Raw genomic sequence first — 21,972 nt, 5'->3', positions numbered from 1 at the left:
GGGCGGCCTCAGGCGCGCACCCACCGCGCGCACAGCCCGACCAGTACCAGCGTCACTGCCACCGCGCTGAACGCTAACACCAGGCTGCTGGCCTGCGCGACGAAGCCGATCAGCGCCGGGCCGGCCAACACACCGGCATAGCCGAGCGTGGTGATTGCCGGGATGGCCAGGCTCTCCGGCATGACCTTCTGGTTGCCGGCCATCGAGAACAGCGCCGGAACGATGTTCGCGCAGCCCAGGCCGACCAGCGCATACCCGCACAGTGCCAGTGGCATCCAGGTGGCGAACGTTGCCAGGGCGAAGCCGGATGCCGCCACCAGGCTGCCGATCAGGATCGAACGATGGCGGCCGAGCTTGGCCACCACGCCATCGCCGACGAGCCGGGTGATGGTCATCGCGATGGCAAAGGCCAGATAGCCGAGGCCGGCGCGGGAGGGATCAACGTGCTGCACTTCATGCAGGAACACCGCGCTCCAGTCCAGCACCGAGCCTTCGGCCAGGAACGCCACGAAACACAGCACGCCGATCGCCAGCACCACCCCATGCGGCACCGCAAACATCGGCGCATCGCTGGGTGCCTTGTCGGTCCGCCAGTACGGCAGCGAGAGTGCCAGCAGGGCGGCCATCACCGCCGAGGCCAGCAGGCACACCAGCCACGGCGGCAGGTGGAACGCCAGCAGAGCGGTCATCGCACCGGCACCGACCGCGCCGCCGATGCTGTAGAAGGCATGGAAGCCGGACATCATCGGCCGGCCGCTGTCGCGCTCGACCATGATCGCCTGCATGTTCATCACGCAGTCGCAGGCACCCACGCCGGCGCCGAACACGAACAACACAATGCCCAGGGTCAGCGGCGAAGGGGCGACGGCGAGCAGGGGCAGGGTGGCGATCACCATCACCAGCGTGGCGATCATGACCGCGCGGCAGCCGTGGCGCGCAGCGAGCATGCCTGCGATCGGCATCGCCAGCAGCGAACCGGCACCCAGGCACAGCAGCACCAGGCCGAGCGACCCTTCATCCAGGGCGGTGCGGTTCTTGGCGAACGGGACCAGCGGCGCCCAGGCTGCGGTGGCGAAGCCGGGCAGGAAGAAGGCTGCGCGGGTGGTGTGCTGCTGGCTGCGGGCAAGCAGGGAGGAAGGAGCGGAAAGCGTCGACATGGAATTCGGGCCTCAGTGCTGCGCAGCGCGCTGGAGGGCGACACCGCGACGCTCGAACGCCACCACCTGGGCGGGCGGGGCATCGGCTTCGACAACCAGCAGATCGATCTGGTCCACATCGCCGATGCGGTGTGAGGCTTGTGCACCGAGCTTGTCATTGGTGGCGACCACCACGCAGCGGCTGCTGGCGGCAAGCAGAGCGCGCTTGAGCGTTGCTTCCTCGCCATCCACTGCCCAGATGCCAGCCTCGGCATCCACCGCGCAGGTGCCGACGAAGCACACGTCCAGGCGCAGCGCACGGATCGCTTCCAGTGTCTGCGCCCCCACCGTCGCGCCGATGCGCGGGTCCATGCGGCCGCCGACCAGGCTGACCTCGATGCCCGGACGCGCCATCAAGGCCAACGCGATATCCGGCGCGTTGGTGACCACCCGCAGGCCCTGGTGCTCGGGCAGGCAGCTGGCGATCACGGTATTGGTCGAGCCGGCGTCCAGGAAGACCAGCTCCCCGGGCAGGACCTGGGCCGCCGCGATCCGTGCCAACGCGCGCTTGCGGTCATGGTCCTTTTCGTGGCGCTCGGCCAACGCCGGGAACGCCGGGGCCGCCGGCAGTGCGCCGCCATGCACCTTGCGGCACAGACCCTGCGCAGCCAGCTCGCGCAGGTCGCGGCGGATCGAGTCTTCCGAGACCTGCAGCTCGATGGCCAGCTGCGCGGACATGACGCGGCCGTGGTCGCGCAGCAGGCGCAGGATGGTCTGTTGGCGTTCGCCCGGCAGGGCGTCCTGGGTGGTCATGGGTAACCTCGGTCAGGGCGGGTAGCACCCTGCCGACATGCCTGATCATGCGCATTCGTGCGTGGTACTGCTTGTATTGGCCCGATACTTTACCAGAATCGGCGCGCTTGTGTGCGGTAATCTGCATGAATGTGCGTCAATGCGCGCCTTTTCGCCGCGCCCGCGCTGTTGCGTCACAGGGCAGGGAGCAGTTCCGGCCGGATCACCGCTGCCGCCCAGTCCATGAAGGCGGCGACGCGACGCGGCAGGTGGCGGCGCTGGGCATAGAGCAGCGTCACCGGCATCGGCTCAGCCTGCAGCCCGGGAAGGATCTCCACCAGCGTTCCTGCGGTCAGCGCCGGGCGCGCGCCGAGCAGCGGCACCTGGATGATGCCCAGCCCGGCCAGCGCCGCAGCGGTATACCCATCCCCGCTGTTGACGGTCACCGCCCCGCCCATCGGCAGGCTGCGATAGGCCTCGCCGTCGTGATACTCAAACCCCGGTGAGCGCTGGCCCAGCGTGCCGACATAGTGGACCAGGGCGTGGCTGGCGAGATCGTCCAGCGTGGCGGGCGTACCGCGGGCCGCCAGATACGCGGGACTGGCGCAGTTGATGATCCGTAGCTGCCCGAGCGGGCGGGCGACCAGGGTGTTGTCATCCAGCGGCCCGACCCGCAGCACGCAGTCGAAGCCCTCGCGGATCAGATCCACCCGGCGGTCGGTACCGCTCAGTTCGATTTCCACCCCGGGGTGCTGGGCCAGGAAGTCCGGCAACTGCGGGATCACCAGCTGGCGGGCCAGTCCGCTGGACATATCCACGCGCAGGCGGCCCTTCAACTGACTGGTGTCCACCCGGAACATGCCCTGCAGGTCGTCCATGTCGTGCAGCAGATCGTGCGCGCGGGTCTGGAACTGGGCGCCATCGGCGGTCAGCTGCACACGGCGCGTGGTGCGGTGGAGCAACTGCACACCCACCTCTGCTTCCAGGCGCTGAACGGCGAGGGACACACTGGCCTTGGGCAAACCGAGGCTGTCGGCGGCCCCGGTGAACGAGCCCAGTTCGGCGACGCGCAGGAAGCAGCGCAGGTGATCGAGGCGATCCATGGATTGTTCGCAATGTCTGGACAGTCAAATCAGCATCCACTGATTTATGCCGCACGGCAATATCAATACGCTGGCCCCACTCCCCAAGCAGGTGCACTGACATGAGCAACGCAACCCGAGTCGTCCTGATCACCGGCGGCAGCCGTGGCCTCGGCCGCAACGCCGCCCTCGCGTTGGCCGCCGATGGCGCCGACATCGTGCTCACCTACCGCAGCCAGGCCGATGCCGCGCAGGACGTGGTCGCCAAGATCGAAGCACTGGGCCGCCGCGCCGCCGCGATTCCGTTGGACATGGCCGATAGCGCCGGCTTCCCCGCATTCGCCAGCCAGGTCCGCCGCGTGCTGGAGGGATGGGGGGAAACCCAGCTGCAGGGCCTGCTCAACAACGCCGGCGAAGGCCTGCACGCAATGATCGCCGACACCACGGTCGAGCAGTTCGACGCGCTGGTCGCCGTGCACCTCAAGGGCCCGTACTTCCTGACCCAGGCGTTGTTGCCGCTGATCGCCGATGGCGGCCGCATTCTCAACGTGTCCAGCGGGCTGGCGCGTTTCTCGCTGCCGGGCAGCTCGGCCTACGCGATGATGAAGGGCGGCATCGAGGTATTCACCCGCTACCTGGCCAAGGAACTGGGCGCACGTGGCATCAGTGCCAACACACTCGCCCCGGGCGCGATCGAAACCGACTTCGGCGGTGGGCGCGTGCGCGACGATGCGCAGGTCAATGCGATGGTGTCCTCGGTCACCGCGATGGGCCGCCCCGGCAAACCCGATGACATCGGCCCGGTGGCGGTCGCGCTGCTGTCGCCGCAGACCGCGTGGATCACTGCGCAGCGCGTGGAAGCCTCGGGCGGCATGTTCGTCTGAGGGGGTCGTCACGGCCATGACCCCCATGGCCGGGCGGCAGCTGTTTATGAACGGATTCATTAAAAAAGTGTGATGAATAGCCGGTGGGTTGATGGGAGTGGCCTGTTTTCCACGGTTATTTGGCAAGGGACACTTTTTGATCACTCCAGGGGGAACCACCATGAAGCAGCTGCTCATCTACGAACGTCCGATCCAGCTCAACCGCGTTGCCCATCGCAACCATCGGGTGGTGGCGACCCCGGGCGATTTTGCCTTCGCCGCTGCGGTCAATTCCGTCCCGCTGGCCTGCGTGGAATTCGCGCCGGTCGCCCGCGAGTACCCGATCCTGTTCGCCGGCAGCAGCGCCGACGCGGTGGTGCCGGCCGCACTGCTGGGCCTGCGCGCCGGCCAGAACCTGATGGTCGATGAGCAGGGCAGCTGGGCCGAAGGGGCCTATGTCCCGGCGTTTCTGCGCCGCTATCCCTTCGTGCTTGCCGAACGTGATGAGAAGGGCAGCGACTTCACCGTGTGCCTGGATGAGGCATATGCGGGCATCCGCGAAGGTGGCGAGGAAGGTGCGCCGCTGTTCGATGACGAGGGCAAGGACAGCCCGCTGCTGAGCAACGCACTGCAGTTCCTGCAGGAATACCAGGTGCATCTGGCGCGTACCCGTGCCTTCAGTGCGGCGCTGGCCAGCCATGGGCTGCTGGTGCCGCGGCAGGTGAACGTGCAGACCGCGCTGGGCGAGGGCTTCTCGCTGGATGGCTTCTTTGTGGTCGATGAGCAGAAGCTGCGCGAATTGAAGGGCAAGGCGCTCCAGGATCTGGCGCGTTCGGGCGACCTCGGGTTGATCTACGCCCATCTGCTTTCGCTGGGCAATGTCGAGCTGCTCAGCCGCGCGCTGGACAGCCGTCCAGCCGCTGCCGCAACGCACTGATCCCTTTCCAGTAACGCCACCGAGCGGCAAGGCACGCCTGCCTTGCCGCGACCCTTGCTGGCCCGCGGTTGCCCCGCCTGCCACTGCCCGGAGCCTGCCATGAACCATCGCGACCCTTCGTCCTGCCCGTCCTCCAGCGTGCGTCCTGTGCCCCCGGCGCAACGCCGCCTGCGTCCTGCGGGCCTGGCCGTGGCCATCGGCTCCGTGCTGGGGCTGGCGTTGCCAGGCAGCGTGATTGCCGGCGATGACGGCAGTGCGATGGTCACCGACGGTCGCACCGATACCCGCGTGACCCGCCAAGGCAACGATCTGCACTGGAAGGTGACCACCGGTACAGTGAAGGGGGCCGCCGGCAACCAGGTCGCCTTCAACGCCTTCCGCGAATTCGGGGTGGACGTCGGCCAGACCGTTGATCTTGTGCTGCCCACCCAGGGTCAGCAACAGGTGCACAACCTGGTCAACCTGGTTACCGACGCGCGTGCGTACATCAACGGCAACCTCAACAGCGTGCTGGAGTCGACCAATGCGGTGGGCGGCAAGGTGTTCTTCGTCGCCCCGGATGGCCTGTTGGTCGGCAACGGTGGCGTGCTCAATGTCGGCTCGCTGTCGGTGGCCACGGCCAACCGCGCAACGGCCGACGACATCCTCAACGCCGGAAAGAGCCTGGATGCCCTGATGTACGGCACGCTGACGCCGGCTCAACTCACCGACAAGACGGTGGCGCTGCACGGGACGGTGAATGCAAGCAACGGCATCCGCGTACAGGCCAGGGCCATTGATGTCACCGGCACGCTGTTCGTACAGGCCGGCCCGCGCGATGCCAATGGCGATCTGCAGGGCATCGAGGCGGCCGTCAATACCGGCGCCTCGCAGCCGCTGGTACTGGTCAACGAGGGCGGCCGGATCCAACTGCGCGCGGCGGCGATCTCCGATACCGGGTTGGGTGTGCGCAGTGCCGAGGCAACGGTCACGGTGGGCGGCAACGCACGTCTGGCGGCGGACGATATCGAGTTGACCGCGCTTGCGGTCATCGATTCCGGCTACGACAAGGACGGTGCGGTATTCGACGAGCTCAAGGCCGATCTCGTCAACAGCGTCACCGACTCCAGCACCCTCACGGACCTCGGCGATGCGTTGGTGAACCTGGGGGCGGGCAAGCTGCTGGGTGAGCAGATTTCGTTCCTGCATGGCGCCACCACGGCGCGGGTAGAGGTGAAGGACAACGCAGTACTGGACGCGCGCGACGACATTACGCTGCATGCCAGCACCCGCCAGGCCATCGACAACTCGGCGGCCGGCAAGGCGTACGAGAAAGGTGATGTCGTCACCGATGCCAACGGCGATCCCGTGAAGGATGCCAATGGCAACAGCATTCCGAAGAAGCACATGCTCAGCCTCGGTGCGGCGTACGCGCAGATCAACGCCACCACGGAAGCCATCGTGCGTTCGGGCGCAACCCTTGCGGCTGGCGGCGACGTGGCGGTGAAGGCCGATGCCGATACGACGCTGAAGCTTGCGGCCGAATCGTTCGCGGTGAACAACACGGCCGCTGCGTTCACGGCGGCGATCAGCAATGTCAACGTTGACACCCGCGCGGTGATTGAAGCGGGTGGGCCACTGCAGGCCGGCAGTGTCAACGTTTCGGCGGTCAACGCGGTCTCTCTGGACACCTCCGCCACGGCGCGCGCCGACAAGAATGGCGCGGTCGGCCTGGCTGGCGCGATCAGTCTGCAGGATATCGCGGCCGAAGCGCGCCTGGACCGCGACACCCGCACCACGGCAGGCGACGTCACCGTGCAGGCGGCCAGCATCACCCGCCTCAACAAGACCAGCACGCTGATTACCGGCCCGAAGAGCGAGCCGCTGCCCGGCCAGGAGCAGGTGGAAGCGATCAGCAGCGGCAGCGATGGCCTGATGAGCGTGGCGCAGTCGCTGGCCGGCGCCGGCGTGGGTGGCGCCATCGCCAAACTGACCGGCAGCCAGGACGGCGGCAGCACGCCGCCGGCCACTACACCGACCACGGCGTCGCCCTTCCGCCTCGGCGGGGCGATCAGCGTTGTCGACGGCGACCATACGGCCACCGCCAGTATCGGCGCCGGTACGACCATCGACAGCGCCGGCGCGATCGTGGTCGACAGCCAGGTAACCGATGCACAGATCGGCAACCATGCGATGAGCAATGTGCTGGCCAAGGGCAAGAGCGCGGATGGTTCGGCCTTCGCGTTGTCCGGGGCGGTCAACATCGCCAACCTCACCCATGAGGCACGGACCTTGGTGGGCAGTTCGGCTGAGCTCTCGGCGCAACGCATCGGGTTGTCGTCGGATGTGCGCCTGCCTCGGGATTTCAGTGCGCTCACCGGGGCCGTCCCGGACTTCAGCAGCTTCGACGCGTTCAAGACGTCGATCTCCGCCGCCAAGGACCTGATCACCGACCCATCGGAGTTGTTCGCCTCGTACGCGGCGGCGCGCGGCTCGGCCGAGGAAGTGGCCATCGGGGGCGCGGTGAGTTGGTTCAAGGCGACCAACAGCGCCCGTACCGATGTCGCCGCCGGTGCCTCGCTGACCACCCGCGACACCAGCACCGCGGCGTGGAGCGCCGCACTGGAAGGTGAGGACCATGCCGGCGCTGCGCGCGGCCGGACGTTTGACGCCACCGCCACCGTGCGTGCCAACACCGATGTCACCGGTCTGCACGCGGCGGGTGATCTTGCCCTGAAGAACCTCAAGGACAGCAACGTCGGCAACGGCGGAACTGCCTTGGGCGGCAGCGTCGGCTATATCGACTACCAGAACACGGCGGCAGCGATCCTCCATGATGGCGTCCGCGTCGACGCCGGTGCAGGCAGCCTGGCAGTGCAGGCCGACAACAAGGAAACCGTGGTGGCGCTGGCGCTGCAGTCAGGCCAGGGCGGCAGCATCGGTGTCAGCGGAACCGCCACCGCGCTGGACCTGGACAGCACCACGCTGGCGGGGATCAGCAACCGTGCCGACATCCGCGCCGCAACGGTCGGCGTACGTGCCGACGAAGATCTGTTCGTGTGGTCCGTGGCCGGCGCGGTTGCGATGAGCGACAGTGTGTCGGTGGGGGCCAGCGTCGCCTACCAGCAGCTGGACACCGATACCCGCGCCTTCATCGGTGCGGTGCCTGCAGCCTTCGCGACCGGCAGCAGCACGGCGCCGGTCGGCGCGATCACCACGGGTGAGCTGGCGGTCAACGCCACCAGCGGTGGGCTGGCCGGTGCGGTGGCCGCCGCCGGCGCAGTTGCCAAGAGCTCGTCCGAACAGCTGCAGAAGGCCCAGGACGAGCTGGCGGCGAAGCAGAACGCGGAGAATCCCGGCTTCCTGGATTCACTCAAGACCCGTGCGCTCGGCAAGGTGACCGCGCTGGAAGGCATGGCCAACAAGGCCGACAGCAACGGCAGCGCCGGGCTGACCGCGTACTTCGACAAGGCCAAGGGCCTGCTGGGTAGCGGGAATGCAGCACCGGGCCAGGGCCAGGGCGCGCAGACGCCGCAACCCAAGTTCGGCATCGCCCTGTCCGGCAGTGCGACGGTGAATCGTGCCCGGCAGAACACCAAGGCGGACATCAGCTCGGCCGTGATCAAGGACAACAGCGGCAACGGCCTGAAGCTGGATCTTGCCGCGACCAACCAGACGCTGCTGGTCAGCGTCAGCGGCGCGTTGTCGGTGGCCGCGGCCGGGTCGGACAACACCCAGGGCAGCGCATCGCTGGCCGGTGGCGTGGCCTACGGTGACATCCAGAACACGACCACCGCGCAGTTGCGTGACAGTACCGTGGAGGATGCCGGCACCGTCACGGTGACCGCACGCAACGAAAGCGAACAGGTCAACGTCGGGCTGAGCGTGGGCGTGAATGCCTCCTCCAACCAGAGCTCGGCCGGTGCCGGCGCGATCTCGGCGACCGTGGCGATGTCCCACAACGATACGGCCGCCAGCATCGTCGGGGGCAGCCTGCGCGGCATGGGCGGCGCGGCGGCCGATGTCGATGTCAAGGCCGTGAACGCCTCCAAGATCGCCAACGGGGGGGGCGCACTGTATGCGGGTGGCAAGGCCGGCCTGGGGGCGGCAGTGACGTATGCCGAAGTGGGCGACAGCACCCGCGCGTCAGTCAGTGGCGCCGACATCGAAGGCGTACAGGACGTGCGCGTGCGTGCGGCCGATGCATCCCGGATCGTGGCGGCGGCCGCCAGTGGAGGGGCGTCCACGCGCAGCGACGGCGTGGCGATCGCCGGTTCGGTGCTGGTCAACCAGATCGCCAGCCAGACCGCCGCCAGCATTGACGGCGGCAGCCGCATCACTGCCAGTGGTGACATTGAAGCCTTCGCCGGGACGGCGACCATCGACGACGTGCGTGGCACCGGTGACGGCTGCGGCTCGGGCTTTGCGGTCGATTACTGTGGCACCGGGATCGGCAGCATCGAGGTGGATGCCAATGCCGATACCGCGAGCACTGACGATACGCGGGTGGATGCGGCGGGTCGCAACAATGCCCGCAGCTCGATCATCGCCGTTGCCGGCATGGTCCAGGTGGGTGGCAACAATGCCGGCGTGGCCTTCGCCTACAACACCATCAACAACACGCATACCGTCTCGGTCAACGATGCCACGCTCAATGCCGGGCGCATTGCGCTCACGGCCAGTGACCAGTCCGACATCCTGGCAGTGAGTGCCGGCATCGGCGGCAGCACCGGCAACTTCACCGGGGTGGGCAGTGCGTCCTACAACGCCATCGGCAACACCACCTCGGTGCTGGTCGGTCGTGGCCTGGCGGACGCGCAGGGCCAGGTGCCCCGGGATGGCGCACAGCTCAACGCGGGCAGCATCCACCTGCAGGCACGCGATGAATCCTTCATCGGCTCGCTGGCGGGGGCGGCAACGCTGGGCTCCAAGGTCGCCGTGGGTGCGGCGTTGACCATCAATGACATCGGCAATACCACGCTGGCGCTGGTCGATGATGCGCAGCTGACCGCTGGCACCGGCCGGGTCGACCTCGAGGCCGCCAATGCCGCCAGGATCCTGTCCGGTGCGGTTGCCGCAGGCGCAGCCAACAATGTCGCCATTCAAGGCTCGGTGGGCTGGAGCATGATCGACAATCATGCCGAGGCAGCATTGCAGGGCGGCACGGTGCAGGCAGGCATCGTGCAGGTGGCCGGCAGCAACGAATCGCGTATCCACACACTGGCCGGTGCGGTCGCCGGCAGCGGCACCGCCGCCATCGGCGCGGCGATCAACGTGGCCACCATCGGCGATACCACGCTGGGCGAGGTGGATGGCACCGCGCTGGAGGTGAGTACTGCGCTGGATGTCAGTGCAGCGTCGGCCGCCACCACCAAGACACTGGCCATTGCCGGTGCGCTGGGGGGCACCGCGTCCATTGCCGGCAGCAACACCACCAACCTGATCGACACCCTCACCGAGGCCCGCCTGCGGGGTGTCACCGGGCAGGGGAGTGGCATCACCGGTGCGGTGTCCGTCAGCGCCGACACATCGGGTGCGGCCTATTCGTTGGGGGGCGCGCTGTCGGCCGGTGGGACGGCAGGCATCGGCGCAGCCAGCAGCGTCAACGACATCGGCGGCCGTACCCGTGCCGTGGTGGAGAATGCCACGCTGGGCGGCGCCAGCGCGCTGAGCATCGATGCGGCCAACCGCAGCCTGGTGCGCACGGCAGCCGTTTCCGGGGCGGGGGCGGGCACGGCAGCGGTGGCCGGCAGTGTCACCACCAACCTGATCCATTCCGATACGCAGGCCAGCCTCAGTGACAGCAGCCTGCACAACACGCTGGCCGATGTGAAGGTGAGCGCCCGTGACGAGCGCAGCATCGATTCGCTGGCGGGTGGCGCAGCGGTCGGCGGCAGCGTGGGCGTGGGCGCGGCAGTGGCCTACAACGATATCGGCGGCACTACCTCAGCGGTGGTTGCCGGCAGTGCGCTGGACCTGGATGTCCGCAATCTGCTGGTGCAGGCCGATGCCTCTGGACAGGCCGGCGGTCAGGGCAACCGCATCCGCACCGTGGCTGCTGGCCTGGGCGGCGGCGGCGCGGTCGGTGGCGCAGCGTCGGTGGCGGTGAACCGGATGAAGGGCGCCGTCTCGGCACGGATTGAAGCAGGCGCCAATGTCCTGGCACAGGACAACGTCGGCGTGCTCGCCGCCCAGGCGCAGCAGATTGACGTGTACGCCGGCAGCATCGGCGGGGGCGTCAACGCGGGCATCGGCCTGGGTACCGTCGTCAACCTGGTGGATGGCAGCACCGAGGCGGCGATCACCGGTGCCGGAACTGCCGTGACCGCGCTGGGCCTGGGCGATGCGCTGGCAGGCGTGGACAGTGGCCGGCGCACGGCGGGCAATACCCACAGCACCCGTACCGACGCCGCCGGCATGGCCTTCGATACCGTGGACCTGGGCACCGGCCATATCGACGTGCATGGCATCGCGGTCAATGCGGCCACGCGCCAGCAGGTCAGGACCATCGGCGTCAGTGGCGCGCTGGGTACCACCCCGATCGCCAGTGGTGCGGTGGCGGTAATGGCGGCCGTCAACGACATCGCCGGCAGTACCACCGCGATCATCAAGGACGCACGGATCAACCAGCATGGGCTGGGCACCAGCAGCGACCCCGACCAGGACAGCGCAGGGCTCGCCGCAGCGGAGCAGAGCGTGGATGTGCGCGCCAGCCATCACGTGGCCTCGGCCAATTATGTGGCCGGCATCGCCGCCAGCGCGGGCGTCTTCTCGGGCGCAGGGGCGCTGTCGACCAACCTGTTCGACAGCCATGCCAGCGCCAGCATCGAGGGCGCCACCGTGTCGGCCGCCGACGCGGTGACCGTGGAGGCCAATGCCAGCCAGAACGCGCTGGCGATCGTGGTCGGCGCGGCCGCGGGCCTGACCGGCGGCGCTGCCACCGGCGTGGTCAACAATTTCACCACCGATACCCGTGCAAGCGTGCTGGGCGGCACCCTGCGGGCGGGCTCCCTGGCGGTCAACGCCAACAGCGACAACGCCGCCTCGCTGGTCGGCGGCGCAGGCGCGGTCGGGGGGGGCGCGGCGGTGGCCGGCACCGCGCTGGTCAACATGGGCACTGCAACCACGCTGGCGCAGGTGGGCGAACGTGGGCGCGTGACCCACATTTCCGTGTCACGCGACCTCGACGTGAACGCGCACAGCCGTTCGGATTTCAACGGCGTGGCGGTGAGTGGCGCGGGTGCCGGCGCCGCCGGCATCGCCGGCATGGCACAGGTGCACCTGCTGCAGAACGACACCCGTGCGCTGGTCACCCAGGCCTCGGTGGATGCCACCGATATGGCGGTGGTGGCCGAGGATATCCTGCGGCTGTCCGCGTACTCCGGTGCGGTGGGCGTGGGCATCGCCGGCAGCGGTGTAGGTGCCGGCGCTTCGGTGGCCATTCTCGGCAGCACCGTCAAGGCCACCGTGGAAGACAGCACGCTGTCGACCACGGGCAGCATTGATGTGAATGCCGTCTCCGATCGTGCGGTGGACATGGTCACCGTGACGGCTGGCGTAGGCGCCACCACCGGCATCGGCGGCGCTGCCGGGCTGCTGCTGGCCGGCATTGGCGACCGCGGTGACAGTGATACGGAACTGGGTGGCACCTTTGCCAGCCTGAAGCAGCTGGGCACTGGCCAGAAGATCGACGCCGCCGCGCTGGACGGCACCCTGGGGGCGCAGGGCGCCGGCGCGCTGAACAGCCGCGCCCAGGTGGACATCGGCAGTCTGCAGGGACGTGGCGATCTGGTGAGCGCCAGCATCCGCGGTGGCACCGTGCAGGCACGCGCGCTTGAGGTGAGCGCGCAGACCCTGATGAGCAGCAGCAACACCGTCGGTGGCATCGGCGCTGGTGGCGTGGGCGTGGGCGGCGCATTCGGCATGACCGGCCTGTATGGCAGCACCGAGGCGGTACTGGCGGCGAACAGCACGCGGGCCGGCTCCATCGCGGTGCTCGCCAACGCCGGCGACGGCAGCGCAGGCAAGGCCGCAGGTCTGGACGTCTATGCCGGCGGTGCCGGCCTGGTGGGCGTCGGCGCGGCCATCGGCTTGGCGCGCCTGGAACAGACGGTCACGGCCACGGTGGCCGGTGACCTGCAGGCAGGCAGCCAGGGCGAGGGTCTTGCGGTCCGTGCCAGCGATGCCAGCACGCTGGATGTGACAGCCACCGGCATGGCGGCCGGTGCACTCGCGGCCGGTGCGGTCGTCGCAACCGCTGCTCGCAACGCCAACGTCCAGGCGTGGTTGCAGAACGACAGTACCTTGGCCGGCTTTGGCAACGTGACCTTCGCCGCCAGCTCGCTGGGCGGCGCGCATGCGGGCGCGTGGGGTGCGGCCGGTGGCGTGTTGGCCGGCGTCAGCGCCGCCGTCGCACTGGCCGACGATGGCTCCGACGTGCGCGCCTGGCTGGGCGAGCGGACACGCGTATCGGGGGTGGGTGGCGGCATTGAGGTGCATGCCGAGGCCACCCCGCAGGTGTCCGCCGAAGCCTTCGGTGCTGCACTGGCCGGCGGCCTGGCGGTCGGTGCGGCGGTCGCTGATGCCACCTCCCGTGCCAAAGTGGACGCCCATGTAGGCAATGGTGCGGTGCTGTCCAACCGCGGTGGGCTGGACATCCTGGCCAGCGTCCACGGCGGGATCGTGGATGCACGCGCGGTCGCCGGTTCCGGTGGTCTGTATCTGGCCGGCGCCGGCGCCTTCGCCACCGCTGCCAGCACCAACGCGGTGCAGGCAGCGCTTGGATCCGACGTGGTGGTGCAGGGTGAGGCCTATTCCATCAACAACATCATCGACTACGCGCGCGGCGGCACTATCGCGATGCGCGCAGTCAACAACAGCAACCAGCGTGCCGATGCCACCGGCCTGAGCGTGGCGGGCCTGCTGGCCGCCGGCATCGTCGACGCCAACGCCCGGTCCTCGGCGACCACCGGCGTCACCGTGGGGGCAGGGAGCCTGCTGTACGCAGGCAACACCACGCTCGCCGCCAGCGGCAAGGACGAGAATCGCGCCAACGCCACGGCGGGCACCGGCGGGCTCATTGCGGGCAACGCGGCGCTGGCAGCGACGCACACCGACAGCACCACGCAATTGTCCATTGGCCGCAACGCGGTGCTGGATGTCAGTCGCCTTGATGCCCGTGCGCTGCACGACAGCAACTACGCGGGCAGCGCGAACAGCACCAGCGCCGGCGTACTCAACGCCAGTGGCGCCGACGTGAAGAACCGTGCGGACGCGACCGTCGGCCTGCTGGTGGACGAGGATGCCCAGATTGTCTCGGCCGGATCGCTGGTGCAGCGCACCGACAACAACTACACCGGCACACTGGGCAGCGAGCTTGCCGCCAGCGCGGCCGGCGGCGGTGTCCTCAGTGGCAGTGCCGCACAGGTGGTCACCCGGCTGGATGGCAGCAGCACCATCGATATCGGCAAGGGCGCCCTGCTGCGCGCCGGCGTCGCACCGACGCCGGGCGATGGCGGCGCGCTGGACATCGTGGCAAACACCCGTGCGAACACCGATGACCGGGCGGGGCTGACCACCGGCGGGGCGATCAATGCCGCCGTGGTCAAGGCGCGCACCGATGCGGTGCTCGGCAACCGCGTGAACATCGGCGATGATGCGCGCCTGCAGAGCAGCTACATGCTCAACGTCGGTACCTACGCCGCGACCGACATCGGCGCCACCGCCCTGGTGAACACCTGGGGTGTGCTGGCCGCGGTCGGCATCTCCCACGCGGACGTGGCGCTGGCGATGGACCAGCAGGTCAATGTCGGCCGCGGCGCGAAGCTGGAATCGCTGCACAACGCCTTCGTCTCCGCCGGCCAGGATGGCATGAATGGCTGGACCTCACGGCTGGCCGCCAATGCGGTCTCGCAGGGGTACAGCCGCGGGCTGATCGCGGTGCCGGATTCCTCGGCGTCCTCCACGGTGGACAGCAACGCGAGCACCGCTCTGGCGGCGGGTAGTGAGCTGCTCAGCGGCGCATTCGTGTCGCTCGGTGCCTACGGTGAGAATGTCTTCCGCAACGCCGATGGCGCCGCCACCGGCTACCAGTTGGGGTTCATTCCGGTCACCGTGCGCGACAGCCGCAGTGGTGGCAGCACCCGCGGTGATGTGCTGATCGATGGCCGCGTCGTTGCCGGGCGCTACAACGTGCTGGACATCCTGATCGATGCCAATGGCAAGCTGACCAGCAGCGGCGCGGGCGGCGATGTGCTGCCGTTCGATACCCAGCGCGAGCTCAGCAGCGCGCTGAAGGCGCGACTGAACGCGTCGGGCATCCACGATTTCGATGCGATCGCCGGCAATGCGGTCTATACCCACACCATCGGCGACCTGTATGCGGCCGGCGGCGATGTGATCCTGTATGGCCGCAACATCCGCGGTGGCGGGTCCGTCACCGCCAAGGGCGCGCCGAAGATCACCATCACCAACCGTAGTACCGACAACCTCCTGCTGGCGGGCGACATCCTGGTGCCGGAGTACAGCGGCGGCAACGTGCTGTTCACCGGCAACAGCAACCAGGCCGTGGGCATCGGCGTCAGCCAGAACCCGGGGCAGAGCAATGCGCTGGTGAGCATCCGCAACGAGGCGGCCACGGGCACCGGCGCGATCGGTGCGGGCGGGCTGATTTCGGTCACGGGTGGCGAACTGGACATGTACAACGCGCTCGGCAACATCCAGAGCTGGGGCGAGCAGCTCGCCGAAAGCGTGACGATCAATGCGCCCAACGGTGAGGTCGGCTACAACCTGGGCTCGGCAAACTGGTACGGCAATGTCGTGAGCGCGCTGTGGGCACGCCACAGCGTGGCATCGGGCATCACCAATGCCGATGACGCCGCGGCGTACATCGCCAACGCCAAGTACGGCGCAGCGGCCGCCGCCGCCGGCATGAGCTTGACCGACTACCTGTTGTATGGCACCGGTAACGACGTCAACAACCCCAGCATCCTTGTGTTTGGGGCATGCCGCTATCGCATCGGCGACAAGGACTGCACCGCTTCAGCGCTGGGTGGGCAGTATTACGACGGTGGCGTGGTATCGCGGTACAGCCACAAGGACACCAATTACCTGCCAAAGGTGAATGCCCGGAATCTGCGCACCGTGCTCAACACGCAGCCCGACGACGTCAGCAACGCCAGCCTTGGCCAGGTGCCCAGCACGGGCAGCGGTGTGAACGCCGGCAGTGGCATCAAGATCACGGCCAACTACATCGACGTCAACGTCGCGCTGAAGGCGGGCCGGCCGGTGGATTACTCGGCAATCCTGGTCGAAAGCAGCGCGTTGCGCGCCTGGATCGACGGCAAGGACAACCAGGCCAGCAAGGGCATCTTCGATGTGCCTGCCATGTTCGTGGCGAAGTCCGGCGCAGATTCTTCCCGCATCGCCCTGAAGTACGATTCGCTCAACCGCCAGTTCATCGTGCCGGACATTTCGGCCAACGGGGGCGGTTCGATCTACCTCGATGGCCGTATCGTCAGCACGTCCACCGCCGGCTCGCTCAATGTGGTCAGTGGCAAGGGCTCGGTGGTCATCAACAATGGCCTGGCCGATGTGGGCCTGCAGCTTGGCAACATCCTGGTCGGCAACGGGGCGCCCGGGCAGATCACCATCCGCGACCGTGAGCTCAATACCGCGTCGTGGTATCTGCGCGACGGCAACGGCAACGTGAAGGGCTATCAGGGCGGAGTCAATGCCCTGAGCTGGGATGCCCCAGGGGTATCGGCCATCAGCAACACGACCGGCTATGACCCGCGCGCCGGCATGTTTGCGCGTTGGACACAGACGGCCCGCATCGCGCGCAACATCCAGTCCGATAACGGCGTGCTTACTGCTGAGAACTGGCGCTGGGTGGACAGGAACAACAACAGCGTCTTCAACGGCCAGCAGTGGGAAACCTCGGGCGTCACGTACGGCAACAAGGCCGGCGGCGTGGCGGTGTTCGAGTCGCAGCTGACCGGCGACTTCGGCAGCAACCTCAATTCACGCGTCAACTACCGCTGCGAAAAGAAGAACGAAAGTGGCTGCCGCTACAACTACGGCTTCCCCGGCAGCAATCAATTCGATGACGGCGGCACGTGGCGCACGAGCTGGTACCAGCGCGCCCCGCGCACTGGCACGCTGGTCGTCACCAACACGGCCAAGGCCGACAACCGGATCGGCATCAACTTCAGCGCCAACGATGCAGGCCTCCTCGACGTCGACTCCGGCCAGACCATCCGCATCAATGGGGTGCTGAAGAACACCGATGGCCGGACCTTCCTGACCAGCGAGAACGGCAGCATCGTCAGCGCATCGCGTGACGCCCGGATCATCACGAACCAGCTTACCCTCGACGCGGCCGGCAGCATCGGCAGCATTGTCGGCGCCCAGGCCGGCGAGGCCGCCAACCCGCTGGATGTCCAGATGGTGTCCTACACCAACGCCAACGGCGCCACCGTGGCCGCTGGCAACCTGGTGGCCCGTGCGGGCGGTGACATCGCGCTGGATGTCGATTCGGCAGCCAAGGTGCTGATCAGCGCCGGCAGTGGCACCGGCCGTGGCGATGTGTGGCTGCGCGCCAAGTACGACATTGAAGGTGCCGCCACCGGCAATGCTGCTTCGATCATCGGTGCCGACATCACCCTGGACAGCGTCTACGGTGCCATCGGCTCGCTCGCCCGGCCCTTGGTGGTCGATGCCGGCGAGCGTACCCGCAGCGATGGCGTGCTGGAGGGTGGGCTCATCTCGGCTCGGGCGACCGGCGACATCGCGCTGCGTGACCTCGGCGGCGACTTCTGGGTACAGCGCATCGAGTCGCTGGCTGGTGACGTGCTGATCGAGGCACCCTCGGGCTCGATCTACAGCGGTGCCCAGCGCGCCTCGTCCAGCTTCCTCAGCGAAGCGCAGCTGGCCAGCCTGCGCGACAACCTCAAGCTGTTCCAGGGCGGCGGCCAGCAGTCGATCGTCAGCTACCAGAGCCAGGTCGACGCCAGCTACGCCGAGTACTTCCAGCTCCGCGCGCTGGGCAGTGTCGTCGATGGGCGCTACCTGGCCGGTGGCACTGCCATCAACCTGTTCCGCTCCATGGCGGAAGCCGCGCGGGGCGGCAGCCTGGATGATGCAGGGGTAAGTGACTACCTCGCCGAGCGCTTCAACCGTCTGGGGACGGTGTTCACCGATGCCTTCGGCACCGGCTGGCAGCAGGAGGCGATCTTCGCGTCCTTCAACGCGGGATACCGCTATGAGCTGGCCGCCAGCAGTGGCGACAGCGCGAGGGTCGCGGCACGCAAGGCCACACTTCTTGATGGCATGACGGCTGACTCACAGTGGAGCCAGGACCAGCTGCGCTACGTGTTCAACGCCAATGCGCTGGAACCCTCCACCGGTTCCGCCCTGAATGCCGAACCGGTGATCATCGGGCGCAATGTCAGCCTGCGTGCCCGCGATGACCTGGGCCGCCTGGACAAGGAATACACGGTCAGCCTGGCCGACGTGAACAGCGGCAACCTCAGTGCCGAGGCGATGCTGGCCATGCGGCTTGCGACCACGCCGGGCGATGTGCAGATGCTTGACGCGGCCGGCCATGTGCTCACGCCCGATCAGGTGCGCGGCGGTGCGGTGGTGGTCTCGCTGCGCATTCGCAGCACGGCTCCGGTGGTACTGGCAGCCACGGGCGGGATCGATGCCGATGTGGGCGGCGACGCCTACCTGCACGGCAACACGTCGCTGGCGCTGAACAGCTTCGCCGCCGGTGGCGATGCACGCATCGGCAGTGACGGCGATATCACCGATGCCGGGGGCAGTGCGGGCGGTGCGATCCTGAGGGTCGGCAGGGACCTCAGCCTGAGCGCCCTGCGCAGCATCATGGGCCACGATGGTCAGCCGCTGCGCGTGCAGATCAACGGTCGCCTGCTGCTGGCCAACGCGGGTGAACACGTGCGCGTGGCGCAGCAGAACGGGAACCTGCGTATCGGCCTGGTGAGGGCGAACCAGGACGTCGTACTGGACGTCGGCGGCGGCAGCCTGCTGTCGTACCTGAAGGGCGTGAGCACGCTGACCGGGCGCGACATCCAGCTCGCCGTGCGCGACGACATCCGCGACGAGGACGGCGGTTCGCTGGCCTTGCGGATCGTTGCCGGCGGTCGGCTGGATGGCGCGGCAGGGGGCGAGGTGCGTCTTTCCAGCGACGTGGACATGCCGATCGGCACGCTTACCGCGGGGGGCGACCTGCAGCTGATGAGCACAGCGGGCAAGCTGAGCGCAGTGCGTTTGCAGGCCGGTGGCGATCTGGGCGCCACCGGGTACAACGGTGCCGACCTGGCTTCGGTGCAGGCCGCGGGCGAAGCGATTGTCAGCGCCCCGATGGGGGACATCCGCATCGGCAACCTGCGCGCAGCATCTGCCAATGTCGCCGCCGGTGGCGGCCTGCAGTTGGGGGATGCGGCCATTGACCAGGTCCTGCAGCTGCTATCGCTGCAGGCCACATCGCTGGCGACAGGCGCGCAGGTCAACGCCGGCGACAGCGTGCAGATCGACGCGGGCGGCGTCGCGATGGGTGCCGGAAGCCAGTTGAGTGCTGGCCGGGTGGTCGCGGTGCGTTCCAGTGCGGATATCAGCGTGGGCCAGCTGGCCGTGACCGGCAACTCGGCCACCGGCAACGTGATGCTCGAGGCGGACGGTCGTATCCACTCCAATGGGGATGCCGCGGTCAATGTCGGTGGCGGCAGCCACGTGCTGGCCAGCCTGCAGGCCGGCGAAGGAATCGGGAGCGACGCGCAGGCCCTCACGATCGATGTCGGCCGGCTTGTCCTGGCACGCAGCGATCGAGGCGACATCCACCTGCGCCTCCCCAACGGGGGTGTTGTGGGCGACGTGGTTGCCGCATCGGGAGCGCTGTCGCTGCACAGTGACGCGCACCTGCAGGTAGATCTGCTGGATGCGGCAACCGATGTCCGGCTGGGGACGGCCTCTGCCGATATCGGCCACGGGGTCGCCGGTCACTCGGTGGCGATGCAGGCGCAAGGAGCGCTGGACATCGGCCGTCTGGAGGCTGGCGCGGAGGCCGTGGTGACCAGCGCCGGCACCCTTGCCCTGGGCCAAGGAAGGATCGGTGGCGATGCGCAGCTTCGCAGTACCGGGGCCATGCGCATTGGCGAACTGCAGGCGCAGGGCGCAATGAACGCGGCCAGCGGTGCCGCGCTGGTGGCGCAGACACTGTCTTCCGGTGCGGCGATGCAGCTGGAGGCGTCCGGTGTGTTGGATGTGCAGCAGCTGCGCAGCGGGGGCGATCTGGCCGCCACGGCAGGTGGGCTGCTCGCCATCGGCGATCTGGTGGCCGATGGCGATGCGCGGCTTGAAGGCGACGCGGATGTACGCCTGGCCCAGGCGGTGATCGGTCAGTCGCTGGACGTTGCCGCGGCCGGCACGCTGGAGATGCGTACCGCCACGGTCGGCGGCGATGCGCAGCTTCGCAGCGGCGGGGCGATGGGCATTGGCGAACTGCAGGCGCAGGGCGCAATGAACGCGGCCAGCGGTGCCGCGCTGGTGGCGCAGACACTGTCTTCCGGGGCGGCGATGCAGCTGGAGGCGTCTGGTGCGCTGCAGATTCAGCAGCTGACCAGCAAGGGCGACCTCATCGCGGACGCTGGCGGTCTGCTGGCCATCGACGATGCCGCCGTGGGCGCGCAGGCACGCCTGGATGGCGGCACGGATGTGCAGCTTGGCAGTGCAACGGTCGCGCAGTCACTGGGGTTGAACGCTGGCGGTAACGTGGATGTTGGCAGGGCACGCATCGGCGGCAACGCCCAGGTCGGCAGCGGTGGCGATACCCGCCTCCAGCATTTCGATGGCCGCGGTGACCTGGTGGCGGATGCCGGCGGCGCTATCACCCTCGTCAGCGCGGCGGTCGACGGTTCGATGACGCTGCGCGCCGGCCAGTCCATCGATGTGGGCACCGCGGTGATCGGTGTGGATGGTGACTGGATCGCAGGCACCGACCTTTCCGCCGATGAGGTGACCGTGGGCTGCAACTTCCGCGGCGATGCCGGTGTCGCGTTGGTCATCGGCACGCTCAACGTGGGCTGCAATCTTGGGCTGTCCTCCAGCGAAGCGCTGCGGTTCGACGCCTTGCAGGCGGCCGGCGGTATCGCCCTGGCATCGCGCGGCTCGGATGTCCAGGGCCGGCAGGTGGATGCAGGGAAGGCGCTGCGGGTGCAGGCCGCGGGCGATATCCGGATCGAAGCTGTCCGCGCCGGCAGCGACCTGGTGGCCACCAGCGGCGGCAGCCAGCAATGGGGTCTCTACCAGGCCGGCGGCGATGCAGCGCTGCAGGCGGGTGGGGATATCCATTTCGATGACGGTCGCAGCGGTGCCGCACAGTCCATCCTTGCGGGCGGCAGCATCGGCTTCGGGCGGGCCAGTGCCGGTACCACGGCCTACATGGACGCCCAGGCCGGTTCGCTGGCCGGCGGGCAGTTGCAGGCGGCGTCTGCACAGCTGGCCGCGCGCGACACCTTGTCGTTGGCACAGGCGATGGTCGATACCCGCCTGAACCTGGCCGCCGATGAGGTGCAGGCGCAGGTAAGCCAGTCCGATGCTGGCCCAGGCCTGCTGACGACGACCCTGACCGGCTACCGCAACGGTGTCGCCAGCCGGATCGTGGTGGATGTTCAGCCGCGTGATGCCTGGCTGATCGATGCGCTGCAGGCCATGGAGGCAGAGCTGACGTCCTCCTCGGCGCGCGTCGCCATCGCCGATGGCCAGGTGGAACGCACGATGAGGCTGACCACCCCGGCACTGCAGGTGCTGATGGACAACACCAGCCCGGTGCTGCGCCCGGCGGACGCGCAGCTGCTGCAGTTGAACCGTCGCTTCCACCTGGCGGCCGATGGCCGCCTGCTGGATACCGACGCCTATGTGGTGCGGTTCAACGATGGGGTCCGGGTGAACAGCCCGAACTACAACCGCGACCACCTCGAGGCCGGGCCGGCCTACCTGGGCGAAAGCGCGGTGCGCTACATGGGCCGCATGCTCAATCTCCGGTCGCCGGAGATGGCGGTACCCGCCCGTGCGCCCGCGGAAGGCGATGAAGCAAACGCCCGCGACGTGGTGGCTCCGGCCCTGGGCGGCGCGGTCAACCTCGGGGCGCCCAACTGATGAACGAC

The 21,972-nt window shown here is 68.3% G+C and carries 6 protein-coding genes; 3 read left to right on the top strand and 3 right to left on the bottom strand.

The features are described 5' to 3' along the window. Positions 1 to 8: 8 nt before the first annotated feature. The 3 genes from ABE546_RS01755 to ABE546_RS01745 all read right to left on the bottom strand — a co-directional run bounded on the left by ABE546_RS01755 (position 9) and on the right by ABE546_RS01745 (position 3,031). The gene (locus ABE546_RS01755) at positions 9 to 1,157 is read right to left on the bottom strand and encodes an MFS transporter (RefSeq protein ID WP_346462471.1); all 1,149 of its coding nucleotides are present in this window, start codon (positions 1,155 to 1,157) and stop codon (positions 9 to 11) included. A gap of 12 nt (positions 1,158 to 1,169) precedes the next feature. Further along, positions 1,170 to 1,949 carry a DeoR/GlpR family DNA-binding transcription regulator gene (locus ABE546_RS01750; protein WP_313218501.1) on the bottom strand — a complete coding sequence of 260 codons (780 nt, stop codon included), beginning with the start codon at positions 1,947 to 1,949 and terminating at the stop codon, positions 1,170 to 1,172. Positions 1,950 to 2,122: 173 nt separating this feature from the next. Beyond that, the gene (locus ABE546_RS01745; protein WP_313218499.1) at positions 2,123 to 3,031 is read right to left on the bottom strand and encodes a LysR family transcriptional regulator; all 909 of its coding nucleotides are present in this window, start codon (positions 3,029 to 3,031) and stop codon (positions 2,123 to 2,125) included. 101 nt (positions 3,032 to 3,132) lie between these two features. Here ABE546_RS01745 and ABE546_RS01740 point away from each other — a divergent pair, with 101 nt between their 5' ends. From ABE546_RS01740 to ABE546_RS01730, 3 genes are all read left to right on the top strand, one after another. Further along, positions 3,133 to 3,894, top strand: coding sequence for an SDR family oxidoreductase (locus ABE546_RS01740; RefSeq protein WP_313211954.1), 762 nt, complete (start codon positions 3,133 to 3,135; stop codon positions 3,892 to 3,894). A 160-nt stretch (positions 3,895 to 4,054) separates the two neighbouring features. After that, positions 4,055 to 4,810 (top strand): SapC family protein, encoded by a 756-nt coding sequence (locus ABE546_RS01735; protein ID WP_346462469.1) that lies wholly within the window; start codon positions 4,055 to 4,057, stop codon positions 4,808 to 4,810. A 99-nt stretch (positions 4,811 to 4,909) separates the two neighbouring features. After that, positions 4,910 to 21,964, top strand: a complete 17,055-nt coding sequence (locus ABE546_RS01730; RefSeq protein WP_346462467.1) for a leukotoxin LktA family filamentous adhesin — start codon at positions 4,910 to 4,912, stop codon at positions 21,962 to 21,964. The last annotated feature ends 8 nt before the right edge of the window (positions 21,965 to 21,972 follow it).

Source organism: Stenotrophomonas sp. TWI377, assembly GCF_039674525.1.
Lineage (GTDB): Bacteria > Pseudomonadota > Gammaproteobacteria > Xanthomonadales > Xanthomonadaceae > Stenotrophomonas.
The sequence above is the reverse complement of the archived record's forward strand: the minus strand, read 5'-3'. Positions and strand labels throughout refer to the sequence as shown.